General features: G+C 74.2%; 16 protein-coding genes, 1 pseudogene and 1 riboswitch. Of the genes and pseudogenes, 12 read left to right on the top strand and 5 right to left on the bottom strand.

Annotated features, from left to right (window positions below):
• Positions 1-100: 100 nt before the first annotated feature.
• Complete coding sequence (locus ACIO3O_RS38590; protein WP_401754249.1) at positions 101-982, bottom strand: hypothetical protein; 882 nt, start codon at positions 980-982, stop codon at positions 101-103.
• Positions 983-1303: 321 nt separating this feature from the next.
• Between ACIO3O_RS38590 and ACIO3O_RS38585 the strand changes: the two genes are divergently transcribed.
• Both ACIO3O_RS38585 and ACIO3O_RS38580 read left to right on the top strand, forming a co-directional pair.
• Positions 1304-2194 (top strand): neutral zinc metallopeptidase, encoded by an 891-nt coding sequence (locus ACIO3O_RS38585; protein ID WP_401754246.1) that lies wholly within the window; start codon positions 1304-1306, stop codon positions 2192-2194.
• 108 nt (positions 2195-2302) lie between these two features.
• Entirely contained in the window at positions 2303-2728 is a 426-nt protein-coding gene (locus ACIO3O_RS38580; RefSeq protein WP_401754243.1) for a VOC family protein, read from the top strand.
• Positions 2729-2781: 53 nt separating this feature from the next.
• On the opposite strand, the gene ACIO3O_RS38575 is transcribed toward ACIO3O_RS38580, so the two are convergent.
• The 3 genes from ACIO3O_RS38575 to ACIO3O_RS38565 form a co-directional block, all read right to left on the bottom strand.
• Positions 2782-4179 carry a hypothetical protein gene (locus ACIO3O_RS38575; protein WP_401754240.1) on the bottom strand — a complete coding sequence of 466 codons (1398 nt, stop codon included), beginning with the start codon at positions 4177-4179 and terminating at the stop codon, positions 2782-2784.
• Between the two features lie 112 nt (positions 4180-4291).
• Positions 4292-5422 (bottom strand): alpha/beta hydrolase, encoded by a 1131-nt coding sequence (locus ACIO3O_RS38570; RefSeq protein ID WP_401754237.1) that lies wholly within the window; start codon positions 5420-5422, stop codon positions 4292-4294.
• Between the two features lie 198 nt (positions 5423-5620).
• The gene (locus tag ACIO3O_RS38565) at positions 5621-6283 is read right to left on the bottom strand and encodes a class II aldolase/adducin family protein (protein WP_401754234.1); all 663 of its coding nucleotides are present in this window, start codon (positions 6281-6283) and stop codon (positions 5621-5623) included.
• A gap of 170 nt (positions 6284-6453) precedes the next feature.
• Between ACIO3O_RS38565 and ACIO3O_RS38560 the strand changes: the two genes are divergently transcribed.
• The 8 genes and pseudogenes from ACIO3O_RS38560 to ACIO3O_RS38525 all read left to right on the top strand — a co-directional run bounded on the left by ACIO3O_RS38560 (position 6454) and on the right by ACIO3O_RS38525 (position 16182).
• The gene (locus ACIO3O_RS38560; RefSeq protein ID WP_401754231.1) at positions 6454-7266 is read left to right on the top strand and encodes a lysozyme; all 813 of its coding nucleotides are present in this window, start codon (positions 6454-6456) and stop codon (positions 7264-7266) included.
• 167 nt (positions 7267-7433) lie between these two features.
• On the top strand, positions 7434-8699 hold the full coding sequence (locus tag ACIO3O_RS38555) for an anion permease (protein ID WP_401754228.1): 1266 nt from the start codon (positions 7434-7436) through the stop codon (positions 8697-8699).
• A 13-nt stretch (positions 8700-8712) separates the two neighbouring features.
• Positions 8713-8934, top strand: a complete 222-nt coding sequence (locus ACIO3O_RS38550) for a hypothetical protein (protein WP_401754225.1) — start codon at positions 8713-8715, stop codon at positions 8932-8934.
• Positions 8935-9086: 152 nt separating this feature from the next.
• Positions 9087-9226, top strand: a riboswitch (cobalamin riboswitch).
• 69 nt (positions 9227-9295) lie between these two features.
• Entirely contained in the window at positions 9296-10246 is a 951-nt protein-coding gene (locus ACIO3O_RS38545; RefSeq protein ID WP_401754222.1) for a cobalamin biosynthesis protein, read from the top strand.
• Positions 10243-12011: pseudogene (locus tag ACIO3O_RS38540) on the top strand (cobyric acid synthase). The gene ACIO3O_RS38545 and the pseudogene ACIO3O_RS38540 overlap by 4 nt, the downstream one beginning before the upstream one ends.
• Positions 12012-12152: 141 nt before the next feature.
• A complete protein-coding gene (locus ACIO3O_RS38535) occupies positions 12153-14225 on the top strand; it encodes a putative cobaltochelatase (RefSeq protein WP_401754219.1) in 2073 nt (690 codons plus the stop codon).
• Positions 14226-14227: 2 nt separating this feature from the next.
• Positions 14228-14827, top strand: coding sequence for a cob(I)yrinic acid a,c-diamide adenosyltransferase (gene cobO / locus ACIO3O_RS38530; RefSeq protein ID WP_401754216.1), 600 nt, complete (start codon positions 14228-14230; stop codon positions 14825-14827).
• A complete protein-coding gene (locus tag ACIO3O_RS38525) occupies positions 14821-16182 on the top strand; it encodes a cobyrinate a,c-diamide synthase (RefSeq protein WP_401754213.1) in 1362 nt (453 codons plus the stop codon). Before cobO ends, ACIO3O_RS38525 begins: the two co-directional genes overlap by 7 nt.
• Positions 16183-16214: 32 nt before the next feature.
• Here ACIO3O_RS38525 and ACIO3O_RS38520 read toward each other — a convergent pair whose 3' ends face one another.
• Positions 16215-16958: a ZIP family metal transporter gene (locus ACIO3O_RS38520; protein ID WP_401754438.1), complete on the bottom strand. Its 744-nt coding sequence runs from the start codon at positions 16956-16958 to the stop codon at positions 16215-16217.
• Between the two features lie 83 nt (positions 16959-17041).
• On the opposite strand from ACIO3O_RS38520, the gene ACIO3O_RS38515 reads away from it, so the two are divergent.
• Both ACIO3O_RS38515 and cobC read left to right on the top strand, forming a co-directional pair.
• Complete coding sequence (locus ACIO3O_RS38515; protein ID WP_401754211.1) at positions 17042-17467, top strand: cobalamin biosynthesis protein; 426 nt, start codon at positions 17042-17044, stop codon at positions 17465-17467.
• Positions 17457-18500, top strand: coding sequence for an Rv2231c family pyridoxal phosphate-dependent protein CobC (gene cobC / locus ACIO3O_RS38510; RefSeq protein WP_401754208.1), 1044 nt, complete (start codon positions 17457-17459; stop codon positions 18498-18500). The genes ACIO3O_RS38515 and cobC overlap by 11 nt, the downstream gene beginning before the upstream one ends.
• Positions 18501-18648: the final 148 nt, after the last annotated feature.

Below are 18648 nucleotides of genomic sequence, written 5' to 3'. Positions count from 1 at the left end.
CCATACGGCCCAGTCTAACGGGCGTTCGCAAGCTCTTTTCGGGGCCTCCCGGGGGCTCTCCCCGGGGCCTTGCGGGAGTTCCTTTCGGGCCTCGTGGACTTCAACCGCGTGGGCCGGGGGCTGATTCCCCGCGGCCCCCGCGGTCGGGTGTGCCGGGGTCCCGGTCGTGGGCGGTGCGGCCGTTGCCGAGGGGGTTGCGGCCTGGGGTGATGCGGCCGAGCGCGTCGACGGGGACGAGCTGGTCGGTCCAGGGGGCGGGCTCCGCACAGGGCTGGGCGACCAGCAGGACGTGGCCCCGGCGGACTGTGCGGGAGGGCACGAAGTGGCAGCCGCGCTGGGCGGGGAGCACCCAGCGCAGGTCGCCGTCGACGGTGCGGTACGCCGCGATGTGGTGCGGCGTGAGCACCGCGAGCATCTCGGCGGCCGGGTCCAGGGGCTGGAGGACCCCGGCGGGGCGGCCGTCGAAGGCGGGGATCGCGCGGTGCCAGCGGACGGCGCGCCCGTCGCCGCGCACGGTGTCGGTGACCAGGCCGTCGCTCCAGAGGGCGAAGAGGTGGCCGGGCGCCGCGTGCACGGTCAGCGGTCGGTGACCCGTGCGGGTGTACGTCCAGCGGGTGCGCCCGGAGGTCGTGTCGTACGCCTGGACCTGGGCGCCCCGGATGCGTACGGCGGGATCGGGGGCGACCGGGGCGCGGGGGCTCTCGGGCGCGACGAGGCGGTCGCCGTAGGGGGCGGGGCGGGTCTGGTGGGCGGCGGTGAGCAGGGGCACGGCCAGGAGGGCGGCGAGGACGGGGAGCAGCAGCCGGGCGGGGCGGGTGCGCAGGGCGGCGGCCAGGTGGGCGAGGCGGCGGCGGGCGCGGAGGCGGGCGGTGCGCAGAGGGGTGGGGCCGCCGGTGAGGGCGCGGCGGGGGCGGCGGGGGCCCCTGCCTTGTCCGGGGGCTCGTCCGTGGGCTTGTCCGGGGCCTTGTCGAGGGTCGGTCATGGGTGTCGGGTTCCCCCTTGTGCCGCGGTGCCCCGGGGGTGGGCCCGGCTTGGCTCAGAACGTATCGGCGTGGGCGGCGGCGCGGGGCCCGCTCCGGCGGCGACACGTCGGGGCGCGGGGGCGGTGGTCCCCCGTTCGGCGGTGCCTCCGTGGCGCACACAAAGGGGCAGAAGGGGGTGAATGGGCTGATACTCGGCGCAAGGTGGCGGAGCGCCGTCACCGGGCCGGTCGGGACGAGAACCGGTCAGGCAACGGCCGGCAGGACGCCGGTCAGGGCAGCGGCCGGTCCAGGCAGCACAAAGCAGAGGGTGGTGTGGCCCCGTGCAGTTCGACGACGACGCCAATCTGGACAGCTCGGAGGTCCGGGACGTGCGCGGCAGTCGCATTCCCGGCGGAAAGGCCACGATCGGCGGAGGCATCGTCGGTTTCATCGCCCTGATCATGGGCGTGCTGTTCGGGGTGGGCCCGGACCAGCTGGGACTGTCGTCCGGCGAGCAGCAGCCCGGCGGCTCGGCGTCCGCGCAGGCGCAGGTGCAGGAGGGCTGCAAGACGGGCCGGGACGCGAACACCAGGGAGGACTGCCGGATTCTGGGTGTGGTCAACAGCGTCCAGGACTTCTGGCGGGCGGAGTTCGCGCGGCGCAATGCCCGGTACTCCGACGCGAAGACGGTGTTCTTCTCGCACCGGGTGCCCACGGCGTGCGGCACGGCCTCCTCGGCGGTCGGCCCGTTCTACTGCCCGGGCGACCGGCAGGTCTATCTGGACCTGGGCTTCTTCGACGAGCTGCGGACGAAGTTCGGCTCCACCGGCGGCCCGTTCGCGCAGGCGTACGTGGTGGCGCACGAGTACGGGCACCACATCCAGAACACGATGGGCACCCTCAGCCGCTCCCAGGACGGCCGCCAGGGCGCGAACAGCAACGCGGTGCGCGTGGAGCTCCAGGCGGACTGCTACGCCGGGGTGTGGGCGCACCACGCGACCCGGACGCCGGACGAGAAGTCCGGGAAGCCGCTGATCACGAAGCTGACCGACGTCGACATCCGGGACGGGCTCGACGCGGCGGCCGCGGTCGGCGACGACCGCATCCAGGAGAAGTTCCAGGGCCGGGTGACGCCGGAGAGCTGGACGCACGGGTCGGCGGCGCAGCGGCAGCAGTGGTTCTACAACGGCTTCCGGACGGGCGACATGGCGCAGTGCAACACCTTCCGCTAAGTCGCCGAATGTGGCGTTTTTGCTGGTCGGGGCCGATTGTCAGACCCCCCTGCAAGACTGTGTCACAGGTCACAGAACGTGGCCCGACCGGATCGAGGGGTGAGAGGCATGTCTGAGGCAACGACCGGCGTACCGAGCGTGTACCCGACCCTGCTGTACCGGGACGCGAAGGCCGCCATCACCGTGCTCACCGAGGCCTTCGGCTTCACCAGGGGCTCGGTGTACGAGGGCGAGGGCGGCGTCGTCGAGCACGCCGAGCTGAGTCTGGGCAACGGCTCGGTGCTGCTGGGCAGCACGGGCCGGGGCGGCCCGTTCGACGCGGCGATGAAGGACGCGGGCCCGTCCGGGGTGTACGTCGTGGTGGCGGACGTGGACGCGCACCACCGGCACGCCGTGGAGCACGGGGCGGCGCTCGGGGTGGAGATCCTGATGCCGCCCACCGACCAGGACTACGGCGGCCGGGACTACATGGCCCGGGACCCCGAGGGCACCATCTGGTCCTTCGGGACGTACGTGCCGGGAGCCCACGGCTGAGCCCCCGGCAGGGGTGAGGCGGGTCGCGCCGCCGCCTCACCCGCTCCGGTCTCCTACGCGCCGCCGGTGTGCACCTGGAACGCCGCCCGGCGCACGGCCTTCGCGAGGGCCGGGTCGGGGTGGGCGGCGGCGAGCGCGACCAGGACCTGCACGGTGCGCGGGTGCCCGACGGCACGGACCGCGTCGAGCAGGGCGGGGACGGTGCCCTGGACCGCCGATTCGAGGTGGCGGACCAGCAGTTCGCTCTCGCCGTGGTCGGCGACGGCCGCGGCGGTGTCCACCCACAGCCAGGTGGACTCCTCGCGGGTGAGCCGGTCGTGGGCGTCCTCGGGGTCGACGCCCTCGTGCTCCGCCAGCCACAGCAGGGCGTACGGGCGCAGGGCGACCTCTTCGGCGGCGGCACGGACCTCGGCCTCGGCGGGGGCGCCGACGACTCTGAGCGCCTCGAAGGCGAGGCCGCGCAGGAGGGCGTCCTCGCCGCGGGCGACTTCGAGGAGTTCCAGGACGGCGGTGCCGACCGTGCGGGCGGCCAGCCAGGCCCGGTACTCGGCGCGGGCCGGTCCTGGGGTGAGCCGGGCGCAGCCGCTGAGCATGGCGTCGGCGGACTGCTCGATGTTCCCGGCGGGGCTCTGCGCGGCGACGCAGATCTGCTCCAGCTTGACCCAGACGGCCCAGCTGCCGAGCGGGGTCAGGGTCGCCTGGCCCTCGCCGAGGGTCAGGGCGCCGACGGCGGCGAGCCCTTCGAGGGCCCAGTCGAGGAGGAGGGAGAGGGGTACGGGCACGGAGTGCGTCGTGGACTGGGCGGGGATGCCGTGCAGGTGCGGCGGGACCTCGCAGCGTTCCTCGTGCAGTTCGGCGACGCGCTGCTCCAGCAGGTCGAGCAGGGCCGGGACCAGGACGGGTCCGGCGGAGAGCTGAAGGAGGGAGAGCACCTGGGGTACGGACTCGACGACTTCCGCGACGGTGACGGGCGCGATGTCCTTCGGCGCGGGGTGGACGATCGACCAGGCGTCGAAGAGGGCGACCCAGCCGCGCAGCACGGCGGCGTCGTCGCGGTCCCAGGCACGCAGCCGCCAGCCGGGGCGGGCGTTGCTGCCGTGGATCTCGACGAGGCCCGCGAGGCGGGCCCGGTCCCAGCCGGCCCGGACCTGAGTCTCGGTCAGGCGCAGTGCCTCCGCGGCGCGTTCGGCGGACGCGTCACAGAGGCGTCCGGCCTGGTCGGGGCGGGGGGCGGCGCCGCGGGAGCGCTCGGTGTCGGCCCAGCGCGCCACCCGGGTGGCGTCGGCGAGCACTTCCCGTGCGTGACGGGCCAGCTCCGCCTGGGCGGGGGTTCCCTCGGGGGGCCGGGGGGCCGGGCGGGTACGCCGGTTCGTCACGGCCCGTCGGGCTGTGGCGAGGGGTCGCGGGCGGACAAGTCGGAGCCTGGAGTCGCGCGGTGTACGGGACGTCACGTGGAGCAGTGTCTCCGCTGACTGCCCGAAAGCCCAAACGGAATCCTTCTCACCGCCCACGCGGCGCCGTGAAATCTGCTACGTGGGCGGGCCCGGGGAGGGCTCGGCGGGGTTACAGGAGGGGGGTGAGGAAGCGGCGCAGGGCCTCTTCGTAGGCGGCCGGGTCGGCGTTCCACATGGCGGCGTGCGGGGCGTCCCGCACGGTGTGCAGGGTGACCAGGTCGGGGCGGGCGTCGGCCAGGGCGCGGGACGGGCCCCAGGGGGCGACGGTGTCGGCCGGGCCGTGGAAGATCAGCGCCGGGACGCGCAGGCCGTCGGGGTCGGCGGCCTCGCGGAGCCGGTCGCCGTGCGGTCCTGTGCTGCCCTGGGCGGCACGTACGGCAAGCGGAAGGAGGGCGGCGGGGGTGCGGCGGGCGGTGGCCAGGGAGCGGACGGTCGCCTCCCAGTCCAGCACCGGGGAGTCGAGGACGAGTCCGGCGACGTGGTGGCGCAGGGCGGAGGAGGTCGCGGCGTGCAGGGCCATGGCGCCGCCGGTGGACCAGCCGTACAGGATGATCCGCCGGGCGCCCTCGCGGACGGCGTGCCGGATCGCGGCGTCCAGGTCGCGCCACTCGGAATCGCCGAGGTGGCCGAGGCCGTCCGGGGAGCGGGGTGCGCCCGGGTCGCCCCGGTAGGCGAGGTCGAGCACGGGCAGCCGGAAGCGGTGCAGGAGGTCCATGACGTTCAGCGGGTGCTCGCGGGTGGCGCCCAGGCCGTGCACGGTGATCACCCAGGTGCCGGTCCGGGCGCCGGGGACGAACCAGGCGGGCAGGGAGCCGAGCTCGCCCATGACGTCGACGTGCGCGAAGTCGAGGCCCAGTGCCGTGCCGGGGTCGCCGCTGTGCACGTACGGGGTGAGGTGGAGGCGGGCGCCGGGCTCCAGGGAGCCCCGGGTGACCCGCTCCAGGCGGCGCACCACGGTGTCCGGCTCGTGCGGGGCGGCCTCCAGGACGGGGCCGACGACGGCGTGCACGCCCGCGCCCTCCAGGCCGTACACCCCCGGCCTGAGCGTGGCGAGCCCCCTGGTCAGGGTGACCTGTCCGGGTGCCGTGGCGTGCACGGTCACGCGGGGGTCGCCGGGCAGGGGGTGGCCGGGGGACGCCTTCAGTGCGGCGTCGCCGGCGTACCGGGCGGCGGCGACGGCGGCCGCGCCGATGCCTATGAGTGTGGTGACGGCTGCTGCCGTTGCTTTGGCCGGGTGCACGGTTATCAGTGTCGGGAGTGGTGGCCGGTAGTGCCAGTGGGCGGGGGCCTTCGGTGGCGGGGCCGTGCCCCGTGCGGGTGCGTCGTGGTCCGGGTCCCGTGCGGATTCGTCGTGGCTGGTCGCACCCGCGCGGCGGAGCCGCAGATCGAGCACGGCCCCGCGCCCCTGGACGGCAGGCCCTTCGGGCAGCCGTCCCCCTCAGCCGGGCTGGCCGTAGCCCCGCAGCCGGGCGGCGGCCGTGTCCACTTCCGCCTCGGTGAGGAGGCTCGGGGAGCGGCCGGGCACGGAGGACGCGGTCAGCCAGACGCGGCACATCCATTCCAGCTGGGCGGTGCGGTCGTAGGCCTGGGAGAGCGTCGATCCGTACGTGAGCATCCCGTGGTTGCGGAGCAGGCACCCGGTGCGGTCGCGCAGGGCGAGGAGGGCGTTCTCGGCCAACTCCCGTGTCCCGTACGCCGCATAGGCCGCCGTCCGCACCTGGCCCCCCAGCGCCCCCGCCATGTAGTGCACCAGGGGCAGCCGGTCCACGAGCGTCGAGACGGCGGTGGCGTGCACCGCGTGGGTGTGCACGATCGCCCGGGCGTCGGTGGCGCCGTACACCGCGAGGTGCAGGGGCAGCTCGCTGGTGGGGACGAGGGTGCCGAGCACCTGGCGGCCCGAGGGGTCGACCCCGGTCACGTCGTCGGGGGTGAGCCGGTCGTACGGCACACCGCTCGGGGTGAGCAGGACCAGGTCCGCGCCGACCCGCACCGAGACGTTCCCCGAGGTCCCGACGACCAGCCCGTCGGTGACCGACCGGCGGGCCGTGTCCACCAGGTCCCGCCAGGCCGCCGCCACCTCGTCCGTCACCCGTGTTGTCATGTCCCGCATCCTGCCAGCCGGGCGGCGGCGCACTGTAGCCCGGAGGCCGTGGCTCCGTAAGACCGCGTGGTCGTAGCCCGTCGTATTGGCCGGAGATCGACAGGCTCGCCCGGATCTTCCAGTAGCCTCTGCCCAGATTTGTCATGCACGTAGCCATTCCGGGGGGAATCATGGCCCGTGATCACAAACCGTCCCTGCGCCGCGCCCGAAACCGCGCGACACGCCGCGCCCGCAACCGGGCGTCGCACCGCGTCCGAACCCTCTCCGCCGCCGCGGCCGCCACCGCCGCCCTCACCCTGGGTACGACCGTCCTGCTGACCGGCCCGGCCCGGGCCGCCTCCGCACCGCGCGGTCACGACGTCTCCGGGCACCAGAAGAACGTGGACTGGAGGAAGGCCAGGAAGAAGGGGGCGACCTTCGTCTACGTCAAGGCCACCGAGTCCCACACCTACCGCAACCCCTATTTCTCCCAGCAGTACAACGGCTCCCGCGCGGCCGACATCAAGCGCGGGGCGTATCACTTCGCCCTGCCGCACCAGTCCTCGGGCCGGGTCCAGGCCGCCCACTTCGTACGCAACGGAGGGGGTTGGCGGAACGACGGGAAGACGCTGCCGCCCGCCGTCGACCTGGAGAACAACCCGTACAAGAAGATCAACAAGAAGAACAAGTGCTACGGCCTCACCCCCGCCCAGATGCGGCGGTGGATCGCGTCCTTCAGCGACGAGGTGCGCCGCAGGACCGGCCGCCGCCCAGTGATCTACACGACCACGCTCTGGTGGAACGACTGCACCGGCCGCAGCACCGCCTTCGGCCGGAACCACGCGCTGTGGCTGGCGCGCTACAGCACCTCGCCGGGTCCGCTGCCCGCGGGCTGGTCGTACTGGACGATCTGGCAGTTCGACAACGGCCGGGGTTCACTTCCGGGTGACCAGAATCTCTTCAACGGGTCGCACGGCAGGCTGAGCGCCTTCACCCGGCGTTGACGCCCCGGGCGCCCCTAGGGAGAACCCGCCCGCACCGCCGTTCCGGTGAAAAGCGGAACGGCGGTGCGGCGTTTCGGGTCACCGTGATGCCCCATCCAGTTCATCTTCCGTTCACTCAGGTTGCTTACGTTCCAACGGCCACTGACCTCAAACGATTGCCTGGGTAAATGGAACACATCACGCTCCTTCTCGGAATCGTGATCGTGACCGCTCTCGTGTTCGATTTCACGAACGGTTTCCACGACACTGCCAACGCGATGGCGACCACCATCTCGACCGGCGCACTCAAGCCCAAGACGGCGGTGGCCATGTCCGCCGTGCTCAACCTCGTTGGTGCCTTCCTCTCCGTGGAGGTCGCCAAGACGATCTCCGGCGGGCTCATCAACGAGAGCGGCATCACGACAGAAGTGATCTTCGCGGCGCTGGTCGGCGCGATCCTCTGGAACCTGTTGACCTGGCTGATCGGCCTGCCGTCCAGTTCCTCCCACGCACTCTTCGGCGGCCTCATCGGCGCCACCCTGATGTCGGTGGGCGCCTCCGGCGTCAACGGCAGCGTCGTCATCACCAAGGTGCTGCTGCCCGCGATCGCCGCGCCGATCGTCGCCGGCATCGCCGCGTACCTCGCCACGAAGCTCACCTTCAAGCTGGCGAGCAAGACCGACGAGAAGGCCACCGCCAAGGGCTACCGGGCGGGCCAGATCGCCTCCGCCGGTCTCGTCTCGCTGGCGCACGGCACCAACGACGCGCAGAAGACCATGGGTGTCATCACCCTGGCCCTGGTCACCGGCAACGTGCTGGCCCCCGGCGCCAACCCCCCGATGTGGGTCATCGTCTCGGCCGGTGTCGCCATCGCGCTCGGCACCTACCTCGGCGGCTGGCGCATCATCCGCACCATGGGCAAGGGCCTCACGGACCTGCGTCCGCCGCAGGGCTTCGCCGCCCAGACCGGCGCCGCGACGGTCATCCTGGCCTCCTCGCACCTCGGTTTCTCCCTCTCCACCACGCAGGTCTGCTCCGGCTCCGTGATGGGCGCGGGCCTGGGCCGCAAGGGCGGCGTGGTCCGCTGGTCGACCGCGACCCGGATGTTCGTGGCGTGGGGTCTGACCCTGCCCGCCGCGGGCGCGGTCGCCGCGGCCGCCGAGTTCCTCACCGGTCAGGGCACGTGGGGCGTCACCGTCGTCGCGATCCTGCTGGTGGCCGGGTCCGCCGCGATCTGGGCGCTGTCGCGCCGCAAGCCGGTCACCGCCGACGACCTCGACGAGACGGCTGCCGCCGCCGAGCCCGCGGGCGTCGTCACCACGGCCATCGCCGCGGTCACCCCGCCCCCGGCCGGTGTCTTCCCGAGCGAGGCCACGTACTCGGCCACCGGTGATCTGAAGACCACCCTCCACTCCCCCACCGCCGACCCGGTCCGCCCGGCCGCATCGGTCTAAGGACACACGCGACATGAACATCGACTGGGCAGCTCTCGGCACCGTCTTCGGTGTCAGCCTCGTGGCCACCGTCGCCCTGGTGGGCCTGTTCACCCTGGGCATCGTGGGCCTCTCCAAGCAGACCGCGGCCGCCGCCTCGGGCGGCTCCGCCCCGATGGCCCGCACCGGCGCGTACGCCTGCTTCGCGCTGTGCGCGGCGGCGGTGGCGTACGGGATCTTCCTGATCGTCGCCTGACGCGCACACCCGCCCGTCACCCGACCCGCACCCCCTTCGAACCGCCCCGCGCCCCGTGCGCGGGGCGGTTTCGCGTGCGCCCCCTGCCCGCCCCGTGTGGGCCTCCGCACACCGGACTGCCGCAGGTCAACCCCAGGTTGACGGGTGTTCGCGGGGCGTGGTGGACTGCCGGAGCCAATACGGCGGCATGGAGAGGAAGCCGGTGCGAATCCGGCGCGGTCCCGCCACTGTCACGGTCGATCCGAGAAGGGTCGCGCCGAAGCCAGGAACTCCCAGCCGCTCGTCACCTCGAACCAGGGCGCGGACCCTGAGTTAAGGACACGTCGCCATGCCCGGCTGCGGTACACGCGGTTCCGTTGTCATGCCCCCGTACGCGTTCGCGGTCGGCGCCGCCCTCGGGATGGCCTGCGACGCCGTGTTCGGGGACCCGCGCCGGGGACATCCGGTCGCCCTCTTCGGACGTGCCGCCTCCACCGTCGAGAAGGCCCTGTGGCAGGACGACCGGGCGCGCGGCGCACTGCACACCCTGCTCTGCGTGGGCGGGGCCGCCGGAGCCGCCGCCGTCGCCTCCCGTCTCCTGCGCCGCTCCCCCGCCGCCTCCGTCGCGTTGACCGGTGCCGTCACCTGGTCCGTCGTCGGGGGTACGTCGCTGGGGCGCGAGGCCCGGGCGATCGGCGGGGCGCTGGCCGCCGGTGACCTGGAACTGGCCCGCGAACGCCTCCCCCACCTGTGCGGGCGCGACCCGCAGGCGCTGGACGGGCAGCAGATGGCGCGGGCCGTGGTCGAGTCGGTCGCCGAGAACACGTCGGACGCCGTGGTGGGCGCGCTGGTGTGGGGTGCGGTCGGGGGCGTGCCCGGGCTGGTCGCGTTCCGGGCGGTGAACACGCTGGACGCGATGGTCGGGCACAAGTCGGCGCGCTATCGCCGGTACGGGTGGGCCTCGGCCCGTCTCGACGACGTCGCGGGCTGGCCCGGCGCACGGCTCACCGCGGCGCTCGCGGTGCTGGCCGGGGACGACTCACGGGGCGCTCTGGCCGCCTGGCGCGCCGACGCCGCCGCGCACCCGAGCCCCAACGCGGGCCCCGTCGAGGCGTCCTTCGCGGGCGCGCTGGGCGTGCGGCTCGGCGGCACGCTGTCGTACGCGGGGCGGGTGGAGCACCGGGCGGTGCTGAACGGGGAGACGGGGCGTCCGGTGGACGTGCCCGACATCGAACGTGCGGTGCGGCTGTCGCGCCGGGTGGGTGTGCTGGCGCTGGCCGCGTGTGCGGCGGGGCGGCTGGCGTTTTCGTACGCGAAAGGACGTAACGCATGAGCGGCGGCGGACTGCTGGTCGCGGGGACCACTTCGGACGCGGGCAAGAGCGTCGTCACGGCGGGGATCTGCCGGTGGCTGGTGCGCCAGGGGGTGAAGGTCGCCCCGTTCAAGGCGCAGAACATGTCCCTGAACTCCTTCGTGACGCGTGAGGGCGCGGAGATCGGCCGCGCCCAGGCCATGCAGGCGCAGGCCGCACGCGTCGAGCCGACCGCGCTCATGAACCCGGTCCTCCTCAAGCCCGGCAGCGACAAGTCCAGCCAGGTGGTGCTGCTCGGCAAGCCGGTGGGCGAGATGAGCGCGCGCGGCTTCTTCGGCACGGCGGGCGGGAAGACGTACGGGAAGGGTGTTCAGGGCGGGCACCGGGAGGCGCTGCTCGGGACGGTCACGGAGTGCCTGGCGGAGCTGCGGAGCCAGTACGACGCGGTGATCTGCGAGGGGGCCGGCAGCCCCGCCGAGATCAACCTCCGCCGCACGGACATCGTCAACATGGGCATCGCGCGGGCCGCCGACTTCCCGGTGGTCGTGGTCGGCGACATCGACCGGGGCGGGGTCTTCGCCTCCTTCTTCGGCACGACGGCGCTGCTGGCGGAGGAGGACCAGCGGCTGGTCGCGGGGTACGTGGTGAACAAGTTCCGGGGTGATGTGTCGCTGTTGGAGCCCGGCCTCGACATGCTGGAGGACCTGACCGGCCGCAAGACGTACGGCGTGCTGCCCTTCGCGCACGGCCTGGGCATCGACGAGGAGGACGGCCTGCGGGTGTCCCTGCGGGGTGCGGTCCGCGAGTCGGTGGTGGCGCCGCCGGTGGGCGAGGACGTGCTGCGGGTCGCGGTGTGCGCGGTGCCGCTGATGTCGAACTTCACGGATGTGGACGCACTGGCCGCCGAGCCGGGTGTGGTCGTGCGCTTCGTGGACCGGGCCGAGGAGCTGGCCGACGCGGACCTGGTGGTCGTGCCGGGGACGCGGGGGACGGTCCGCGCGCTGGAGTGGCTGCGGGAGCGCGGCCTGGCCGACGCGCTGGCGCGGCGGGCCGCTGCCGGTCTCCCGGTGCTGGGCATCTGCGGCGGCTTCCAGCTGCTGGGCGAGCTGATCGAGGACGAGGTCGAGTCGAGGGCCGGGCTGGTCGAGGGGCTGGGCCTGCTGCCGGTACGGGTGCGGTTCGCCCGCGAGAAGACCCTGGCCCGGCCGGTGGGGTCGGCGCTCGGGGAGACCGTCGAGGGCTACGAGATCCACCACGGGGTGGCGGAGGTCCTGGGCGGGGAAGCCTTCCTGGACGGGTGCCGGGTGGGCGCGGTCTGGGGCACCCATTGGCACGGGTCGCTGGAGAGCGACGGTTTCCGGCGGGCCTTCCTGCGGGAGGTGGCCGTCGCCTCCGGGCGGCGGTTCGTGCCCGCTCCGGACACGAGCTTCGAGGGGTTGCGCGAGGAGCAGCTGGACCGGCTGGGCGATCTGATCGAGGAGCATGCGGACACGGAGGGGCTGTGGCGGCTCATCGAGTCGGGCGCGCCGGTGGGGCTGCCCTTTGTCCCGCCGGGGGTGCGGGCCCTGTGAGGGGTGCGGCCGGGGCTGCGGCTGGGCCAGGGGCGGCACCGGGCTGGGCCGGGAGCGGGAGGGGCCGCCCCCTTGCCCGCCCGTCCCGCCCCCGGGGGGCGGCCCCGCCGCCCAAGGGGGCTGGGGGGATGGCTGCCCGGAGGGCATGCCATCAGGGGCGCGGGGAACTGCGCGAGCAACCACCCACAAGCCGCGCGGCCAAGCGCTTTAGGTGAAGGGGCGGGACTGGGGCAGCGCCGCAGGCAACCGAGGTGCCGGGCACGGCACAGAACGAGGCCCAGCCGCAGCAAGCCGAGCGGCCCCCAGCGGGACGGGACCGGAATGACGATGAGGATCACGATGACGATGGAGACCGTATGAGTACGCCTTACCCCTTTACCGCGATCGTCGGCCAGGACGACCTCCGCCTCGGCCTGCTCCTCAACGCCGTGTCCCCCGCCGTCGGCGGCGTCCTCGTCCGCGGCGAGAAGGGAACGGCCAAGTCCACCGCCGTCCGCGCGCTCGCGGCCCTGATGCCGCAGGTGCACGTGGTGGAGGGCTGCCGGTTCTCCTGCGACCCGACAGCCCCCGACCCGGCGTGTCCCGACGCCCCCCACGAGCCCGGCGACGGCGTGCCGCGCGACGCGCGCATGGTGGAGCTGCCCGTCGGGGCCTCCGAGGACCGCCTCGTCGGGGCGCTCGACATCGAGCGGGCGCTCAGCGAGGGCGTGAAGGCCTTCGAGCCGGGCCTGCTGGCCGACGCCCACCGGGGCATCCTCTACGTCGACGAGGTCAACCTCCTCCACGACCACCTGGTCGACCTCCTCCTCGACGCCGCCGCCATGGGCGCGTCGTACGTCGAGCGCGAAGGCGTCTCCGTGCGGCACGCCGCACGGTTCCTGCTGGTCGGGACCATGAACCCGGAAGAGGGCGAGCTGCGCCCCCAGTTGCTCGACCGCTTCGGGCTGACCGTGGAGGTGGCGGCCTCCCGCGACACCGACCAGCGGGTCGAGGTCGTCCGGCGCAGGCTCGCCCACGACGACGACCCGGCGGCGTTCGCCGCGAAGTGGGCGGGCGAGGAGGCCGACCTCCGCGAGCGCATCGTGGCGGCCCGCGCCCTGCTCCCCCAGGTCCGTCTCGGCGACGACGCGCTGCGCCAGATCGCCGCGACCTGCGCCGCGTTCGAGGTCGACGGCATGCGGGCCGACATCGTGATGGCGCGCACCGCGACCGCGCTGGCCGCGTGGGCGGGCCGGGAGGACGTACAGGAGGAGGACGTACGGCAGGCCGCGCTGCTCGCGCTGCCGCACCGGCGCCGCCGCAACCCCTTCGACGCGCCCGGCCTCGACGAGGACAAGCTCGACGAGACGCTGGAGCAGAACAGCCCCCCGGAACCCCCGGAGGGCGACGACGACCCCGACGGCCCCGGTGGCGGCGGTGGCCTGCCCCCGCAGAACGACGGCGCGCAGAACGACGGCCCGCAGGACGCCGGCCCCGACACGCCCGAGACCGGCGAGTCGGAACAGGGCGACACGCCCGAGCAGCCGCAGCCCGAAGATCAGCAACCCGAAGAACAGCAGCACCCCGCCCCCTCCCGGCAGGCCGCCCCCGAACAGCCCGCCGCCAAGCCCGCCGACCCGTTCCGCACCCAGATGCTGAGCGTGCCGGGCCTGGGCGAGGGCGCGGCGGGCCGCAGGTCCCGCGCCCGCACCGAGCACGGCCGCACGACCGGTGCCGTACGCCCCCGAGGCGCCCTCACCAAGCTGCACCTGGCGGCGACCGTGCAGGCCGCCGCCCCGCACCAGCACGCGCGCGGACGCTCCGGGCGCGGTCTGGTCGTACGACGCGACGATCTGCGGCAGGCCACCCGGGAGGGCCGCGAGGGCAACCTGGTCCTCTTCGTGGTGGACGCGTCCGGATCGATGGCGGCACGGCAGCGGATGAGCGCGGTGAAGGGCGCGGTGCTGTCGCTGCTGCTCGACGCCTACCAGCGGCGGGACAAGGTCGGCCTGGTCACCTTCCGGGGCAAGGACGCCGAGGTGGCGCTGCCCCCGACCTCGTCCGTGGACGCGGCGGCGGCCCGGCTGGAGCTCCTGCCGACCGGCGGACGCACCCCCCTCGCCGCCGGACTGCTCACGGCGCACGAGGTGCTGCGGGTGGAGCGGCTGCGCGACCCCTCGCGGCGGCCGCTGCTCGTCGTGGTGACGGACGGCCGGGCGACCGGCGGCCCGGAGCCCGTCGCGCTCGCGGGCCGTGCCGCGCGGCTGCACGAGGCGGAGGGCATCGCCTCGGTGGTCGTGGACTGCGAGTCGGGGATGGTCCGGCTCGGGCTCGCGGCCGAACTGGCCCGGGAGCTGGGCGGCACCGCCGTCACGCTGGACGAGCTGCGCGCGGACTCCATCGCCGGGCTCGTCAAGGACGTCACTGGAACTTCGAGGAAGGCCGCGTAACGATGCCGCAGGGACAGCCGGAAACCGTACCGAACGACGGGCTCACCACCCGCCAGCGCCGCAACCGGCCGCTGCTCATGGTGCACACGGGCATCGGCAAGGGGAAGTCGACGGCCGCCTTCGGGATGGCGCTGCGCGCCTGGAACCAGGGCTGGCCGATCGGGGTGTTCCAGTTCGTGAAGTCGGCGAAGTGGAAGGTCGGCGAGGAGAACGCGCTCAAGGCGCTCGGCGCGACCGGCGAGGGCGGCACGGTCGCCTGGCACAAGATGGGCGAGGGCTGGTCGTGGGTCCAGCGGGACGACCAGGCCGACAACGAGGACAAGGCCCGCGAGGGCTGGGAGCAGGTCAAGCGGGACCTCGCCGCCGAGACCTACAAGTTCTACGTACTCGACGAGTTCGCGTACCCCCTGCACTGGGGCTGGATCGACGTGGCGGAGGTCGTGCAGGTGCTGCGCGACCGGCCGGGCACGCAGCACGTGGTGATCACGGGCCGCAACGCGCCGCAGGCCCTGCTGGACGCCGCCGACCTGGTCACGGACATGTCGAAGGTGAAGCACCCGATGGACGCGGGTCAGAAGGGCCAGCGAGGCATCGAGTGGTAGCACGGATCGTCATCGCCGCGCCGTCGTCGGGCAGCGGGAAGACCACGGTCGCGACGGGGCTCATGGCCGCCTTCACGGAGCGCGGGCTCGCCGTGTCGCCGCACAAGGTGGGGCCGGACTACATCGACCCCGGGTACCACGCGCTGGCGACGGGACGGCCGGGGCGCAACCTCGACGCGTACCTGTGCGGGCCGCAGTTGGTGGGCCCGCTGTTCGAGCACGGGGCCGCCGGGTGCGACCTGGCGGTCGTCGAGGGCGTGATGGGCCTGTACGACGGGGCCGCCGGGCAGGGCGAGTTGGCGTCCACGGCGCAGATCGCGAAGCTGCTGCGGGCGCCGGTGGTGCTGGTGGTGGACGGGTCGTCGCAGTCCCGGTCGGTGGCGGCGCTGGTGCACGGGTTCGCGTCGTGGGACCCGGAGGTGCGGATCGGCGGCGTCATCCTGAACAAGGTGGGCTCCGACCGGCACGAGGAGCTGCTGCGGGAGGCGCTGGACGGGTCGGGCGTGCCCGTGCTCGGTGTCCTGCGGCGGGCCCGGCAGGTGCGGACGCCGTCGCGGCACCTCGGGCTGGTGCCCGTCGCCGAGCGGCAGGCGGAGGCGGTCGAGGCAGTCTCCGCGCTGGCGGAGCAGGTGCGGGCCGGGGTGGACCTGGAGGCGGTGCTGGCGCTGGCGCGCAGCGCCGGTACTACCGGGGACGCGGCGTGGGAGCCGACCGGGGGGACGGCGGCTCCGGTGGGCACCGCTGTGCCGACGGCTCCGGTGGTCGCCGTGGCGGCGGGTCCCGCGTTCACCTTCTCGTACGCCGAGCACGCGGAGCTGTTGAGCGCGGCGGGGGCGCAGGTCGTCCCCTTCGACCCGCTCCGGGACGAGCAACTGCCGGACGGGACACGGGGGTTGGTCATCGGGGGCGGATTCCCCGAGGTGTACGCGCCCGAGCTGTCCGCGAACCAACCGCTGCGCAAGGCCGTCGCTGAACTGGCCGCATCGGGCGCGCCGGTGGCGGCCGAGTGCGCGGGGCTCCTCTACCTCGCACGCTCCCTCGACGGGCAGCCCATGTGCGGGGTGCTGGACGCCGAGGCGCGGATGTCGGAGAAGCTGACGCTCGGGTACCGGGAGGCCGTGGCCGTCGGGGACAGCGCGCTGGCCGCCGCCGGGACGCGGCTGCGCGGGCACGAGTTCCACCGCACGGTGATCGAGCCGGGGGCCGGGGCCGCGCCCGCGTGGGGGTTCACGCATCCGCAGCGCCGGGTGGAGGGCTTCGTACAGGGCAATGTGCATGCCAGTTACCTGCACACGCACTGGGCTGCCGCGCCCCAGATGGCGTACCGGTTCGTCGAACGGTGCGCCCAGCCGTGAACCGTACGCACACGCCCCCGCCCCGCGCGGGCTCACTCCGCCGCGATGCCCACCACCAGCCAGATGAAGCCCGCGCCCGCCACCGTGCACAGCAGGGTGGAGCGGGCCGGGTGGCCGTGGTGGGCCTCGGGGAGGATCTCGGCGGCGGCCAGGTAGAGCAGCACGCCGCCGAAGAAGCCCAGGTAGCAGCCGAGGAGTTCGGCCGGGAGGGTGAACAGCAGCGTGGAGGCCGCGCCCACCACCGGGGCGGCCGCGTCCGCGAACAGCATCGCGAGGGCCTTGCGGCGGGCGTTGCCGTAGAGGCTGGTCAGTGTGTACGTGTTGAAGCCGTCGGCGAAGTCGTGCGCGACGACCGCGAGGGCGACGGCGACGCCCATGCCCCCGCCGACCTGGAAGGCCGCGCCGAGGGCGATGCCGTCCATCAGGCTGTGGCCGACCATCGCGGAGGCGGCGGTGAGCCCGACCTCGGGGATGCGTTCCGGGGTGGCGGCGCCGCCCTCCTCTCCCCCGTGCGCGGCGTGTCGTCCGGCGAGCACGTGCTCGCCGATGTGCGCGGCGAGGAAGCCGCCGACGAACAGCAGCAGGGCGACGGGCACGCCGAACACCTCGCTGTCGGCGGCCTCCAGCGCCTCCGGCAGCAGGTCGAGTCCGACCACGCCGAGCATCAGCCCGCCGGCCAGGCCCAGCACGAGGTGCCGCCGGTCGGTGACGCGCTGGGCGACCCAGCCACCGAACAGCGTCATCAGGAACGCGCCGAGCGCGACGAGGACCGCCATGTACGCCATGAGCCCTTGCTAGCCGATGGGCGCGGTGCGGCGCATGTCGGGCTGGGCCGATTCGCCGCGCGAAAGGATGTCCGGTGCGTGCTGCCACAAGGGTGACGGTGGGGGTCGGGGCGTGCGAGGACGCGCCCGTAGAGGAGTTGTACGCGCTGGTGGTGGACGCCCTCGGCGCGGCCGGACTGCCGCTGGGCGCGGTGGGCGCGCTCGCCACCGTCGACGTGAAGGCGCACGAGCGGGCGATCGTGGAGTGCGGGCGACGGCTCGGGGTGCCGGTGCTGTCGTACGGGGCGGACGTGCTGGCCGCTGTCACGGTGCCGAACCCGTCCGGGCGGGCGCTGAGCGCGGTGGGGACGCCGTCGGTGGCGGAGGCGGCGGCGCTCGCGGCGTCCGGTGCGGGGGGCGAACTCCTCGTACCGAAGAGGAAGTCGAGCCCTGCGGGGCGTCCGGCCATGGCGACGTGCGCGGTGGCCCGTACCGGGATGGGTGTTGTTGATGACGTCTGACGGCCATGACCTGCGGCATCACGGCGATGCGGAGGTGCGGGGCGCGGCCTCCGGTCTGGTGGACCTCGCGGTCAACGTACGGTCCGACACGCCGCCGCAATGGCTGAAGGCGCGGCTGGCCGCCTCGCTGGACACCCTCGCCGCGTACCCGGACGGGCGGGCGGCGCGGGCGGCGGTGGCCGCGCATCACGGGCTGCCGGTGGAGCGGGTGCTGCTGACGGCGGGGGCGGCGGAGGCGTTCGTGCTGCTCGCGCGGGCGCTGAAGGTGCGGCGGCCGGTGGTGGTGCACCCGCAGTTCACGGAGCCGGAGGCGGCGCTGCGGGACGCGGGGCACGAGGTGGGGCGGGTGCTGCTGCGGGAGTCGGAGGGGTTCCGGCTGGATGCGGCGGCGGTGCCCGAGGACGCGGACCTGGTGGTGATCGGCAATCCGACGAACCCGACGTCGGTGCTGCACCCGGCGTCGGAGATCGTCCGGCTGGCCCGTCCCGGGCGGGTGCTGGTGGTCGACGAGGCGTTCATGGACGCGGTGCCGGGGGAACCGGAGGCGCTGGTGGGGCGGACGGACGTGCCGGGGCTTGTGGTGCTGCGGAGTCTGACGAAGACGTGGGGGCTGGCGGGGCTGCGGGTGGGGTACGTGACGGCTGCGCCGGAGGTGATTGCGCTGCTGGAGCGGGCGCAGCCGTTGTGGCCGGTGTCGACGCCGGCGTTGGTGGCGGCGGAGGGGTGTGTGTCGCCCCGGGCACAGGAGGAGGCGTCTGCCGCGGCTGTGCGGATCGCGGCGGACCGGGCCCATCTGGTGGCCGGACTGGCCGAGTTGGCTCCGATCCGGGTGGTGGAGGGGGCTCGGGCTCCCTTTGTGCTGGTGCGGGTGCCGGTGGAGGTGCGGGGGCGGTTGCGGGAGCGGGGGTTCGCGGTGCGGCGGGGGGATACGTTTCCGGGGTTGGGGGAGGGGTGGGTGCGGGTGGCGGTGCGGGACCGGGGGACGACGGATCGGTTCCTGGCGGAGCTGGGGGAGGTTGTGGCGGAGGGGTGAGGGGGTGGTTGCTGTTCATGGGGGGGGGGGGGCCCCCCCCCCCCCCCCTTTTTCCCCCCCCCCCCCCCCCTCCCCAAAAACCTAGCCCCCCCGCGGGGGGTGTGGGGGGGGGTTTTGGGGATTGCCCCCCCCCCCCAAAAGGGCGCGG

Origin of the sequence: Streptomyces sp. NPDC087440, from assembly GCF_044744005.1 — a bacterium.
Taxonomy (GTDB): Bacteria; Actinomycetota; Actinomycetes; order Streptomycetales; family Streptomycetaceae; genus Streptomyces.
Note: the sequence above shows the minus strand (reverse complement) of the source record. Positions and strands in the feature narration are given on the sequence as shown.